The 2679-nt window shown below is 61.7% G+C and carries 3 protein-coding genes; 1 reads left to right on the top strand and 2 read right to left on the bottom strand.

Going from position 1 to position 2679, the window contains the following annotated elements:
• A partial coding sequence (locus ACRESD_RS23940) for an AraC family transcriptional regulator (RefSeq protein ID WP_431753169.1) occupies positions 1-568 on the bottom strand: 568 nt, incomplete at its 3' end.
• Between the two features lie 180 nt (positions 569-748).
• Between ACRESD_RS23940 and ACRESD_RS23935 the strand changes: the two genes are divergently transcribed.
• On the top strand, positions 749-1801 hold the full coding sequence (locus ACRESD_RS23935) for an NAD(P)-dependent alcohol dehydrogenase (RefSeq protein WP_431753168.1): 1053 nt from the start codon (positions 749-751) through the stop codon (positions 1799-1801).
• Here the strand turns inward: ACRESD_RS23935 and ACRESD_RS23930 are convergent, their stop codons facing one another.
• Positions 1802-2605 carry an IclR family transcriptional regulator gene (locus tag ACRESD_RS23930; RefSeq protein WP_431753170.1) on the bottom strand — a complete coding sequence of 268 codons (804 nt, stop codon included), beginning with the start codon at positions 2603-2605 and terminating at the stop codon, positions 1802-1804.
• Between the last annotated feature and the right edge of the window lie 74 nt (positions 2606-2679).

The raw sequence follows: 2679 nt of genomic DNA, 5'->3' as shown, positions 1-2679 counted from the left end.
GTTCCACCAACGCACGCAACACTTCCGCCTGCGGCCCACGCAACGCGGTGAACAACAATTCACGCACCCGTGCAGGGCCCATGATCCGGCTTTCCAGCGGATCATGCAGGCACTGCAACAGCCGTTCGACACAACCGCGCATCGCGTCATCCAGCACCACTGAGCTCATCGACTCCAGCGTCTGCGCTGCCGGTGGTGGCCCGGCTTGAATACCCATGGCCATGACCAACTCGCCGAGCACAACGCGATCGATGCCCACAGTCACGCCATACAACGGCGCATCCGGCAAGGCAAAGGTCTCGCATTCGAACGGCACCGGCATCGCCTGGATCAAGTAATGCCCGGCGCCATACTCCAGGGTTCGCGGGCCCAGATAGGCGACCTTGCTGCCCTGGGCGACGATCATCAGGCTCGGCTCATAGATCTGCGGCCCACGCGCCACGTCGCAACTGGCGCGCAATACCTGCACGCCGGGAAGGTTCGTCGGGGAAAAACCGTCGCAAGGCGTAAGCCCCTTGATCAAGGCAACCAGCGCAGCATTGGCGTCGAGATGACGAGTCAACAACATGGCAAAAAACTTCGTGAAAAAGGGATGAGACCATCATCGCAGGTCTGAAGACAGATGCATCCAAACACAGGGCACTCCCGGACGAATAGGCATGAGACTCGGAGCAATCGCCATGGCCGCACCCAGGCCCGGCGCGGAGAATGCGCCGCCTCCCTGATCATTCCTTGTGCGAGGTTTCACATGTACACCGCCATCGGTTATGCCGCCCAATCAGCCACCACTCCCCTCGCCCCCATGTCCTTCGAACGCCGCAGCCCACGCGTCGACGACGTGGCCATCGAGATCCTCTACTGCGGCGTCTGCCACTCCGACATCCACCAGGCACGCAACGAGTGGGGCATCGCCGTCTACCCGTTGATGCCGGGCCATGAAATTGTCGGTAAAGTCACCGCCGTCGGTGCCAACGTCACCGCGCACAAAGTCGGTGATCTAGTAGGTGTGGGTTGCATGGTCGACTCATGCCGCCACTGCGAAGCCTGTCAATCGGACCTGGAGCAATACTGCCTGGAAGGCCCGACCATGACCTACGCCACCCCGGACCGCGTGGATGGCAGCAACACCATGGGCGGTTACTCCGACAGCATCGTGGTCAGTGAACACTTTGTGGTGAAGATCCCCGCCAAGCTCGACTTGGCCAGCGCCGCGCCGATCCTGTGTGCTGGCGTGACCATGTACTCGCCGATCAAGCACTACGGCATCAAGGCTGGCGACAAAGTCGGCGTATTGGGCATGGGCGGCCTGGGTCACATGGGTATCAAGCTGGCCAAGGCGATTGGCGCAGAAGTGACTCTATTTACCCGCTCCGCGAGCAAGGCCGAAGAAGGTCGTCGCCAAGGCGCCGACCACGTGATTGTGTCCACCGACGCCGAGCAGATGAAAGCCGCCGCCGGGCACTTCGACTTCCTGCTGGACACCATCCCGGTGCAGCACGACCTGAACCCCTACCTCGACGTGCTGCGCTTTGACGGCGTGCATATCCTGGTGGGCCTGATCGAGCCGGTGGACCCTCCGGTGAATGCCGCCAAGCTGATATTGGGCCGTAAGGTGTTGGCCGGTTCGTTGATCGGTGGCGTTGCCGAAACCCAGGAAGTCCTGGATTTCTGCGCCGAGCACGGCATCAGCTGTGACATCGAAATGCTCGACATCCGCCACATCAACGAAGCCTACAGCCGCATGATCGCCGGTGATGTGAAGTACCGCTTTGTCATCGACATGGCGACCCTGAAAGCCTGATCAGGCTTTCGCGCCCAACTCCGCTGACAGCCGGGCTGCGACCTGTTTGATCACAGGGATCAGCTCGGCCATTTTCTCCAACGGCATGTAGGGCACGGTACTGGCGATGCTGATGCCGGCGACGATGCGCCGGCTGGCATCGCGCACGGGGGCCGCCACGCAACGGATAGAAGGTTCGTTGTCTTCCAGATCGAACGCATATCCGCCCACCACGTATTCACGCATGCGCTGCTCAAACTGCGCCCAGGACTGTTCCGGGTGTTGCGGCCATGCCTGACTTTTCCCGCCGACCGGCAAACTGACTTCGTACAGGCGCTGCCACTCCTCCACGTTGTCATCCAGCAGCAGCGCCTTGCCGATACCGGTACGCGCCAGCGGCATGCGATGACCGACCCGCGAGCGCATTTCCGGGCCATTGCGGCCTGGGTTCTTGTGCAGGTAGAGCACGTCGTCGTATTCGCGAATTGCCAAGTGGATAGTGTCACCGGTGAGTGCCGACAGTTCATCCAGATACGGCACGGCCAAGGTTACCAATGGCAGCTCTTCGCGGGCCTGGAACCCCAGCTCGATCAGCTTAGGCCCCAACAGATAACCGACTTGCGGCACCACACGCAGGTAACGCTCCTCCACCAGGCAACTGGCCAGGCGGTGGGTAGTGCTGCGGGTGGTACCGATGCGCTTGGCGATCTCTTTCAAGTCGCGCGCACCGGCCGCCACCGCTTGCACCACGCCCAGGCCACGCAGCAAGGTCTGGGTGCCAGTGGGGGCGGCGTCTTTGACGGGGATGTGGGCGTGTTCCTGCATGTCGGGCCTATGTGGTGGTACGAAAACGAGCGGCATTATGGCAAATACCGCCCGCCAGAACAGAGGAGATCCAC

Source organism: Pseudomonas sp. (assembly GCF_050739995.1).
Lineage (GTDB): Bacteria > Pseudomonadota > Gammaproteobacteria > Pseudomonadales > Pseudomonadaceae > Aquipseudomonas.
Note: the sequence above shows the minus strand (reverse complement) of the source record. Positions and strands in the feature narration are given on the sequence as shown.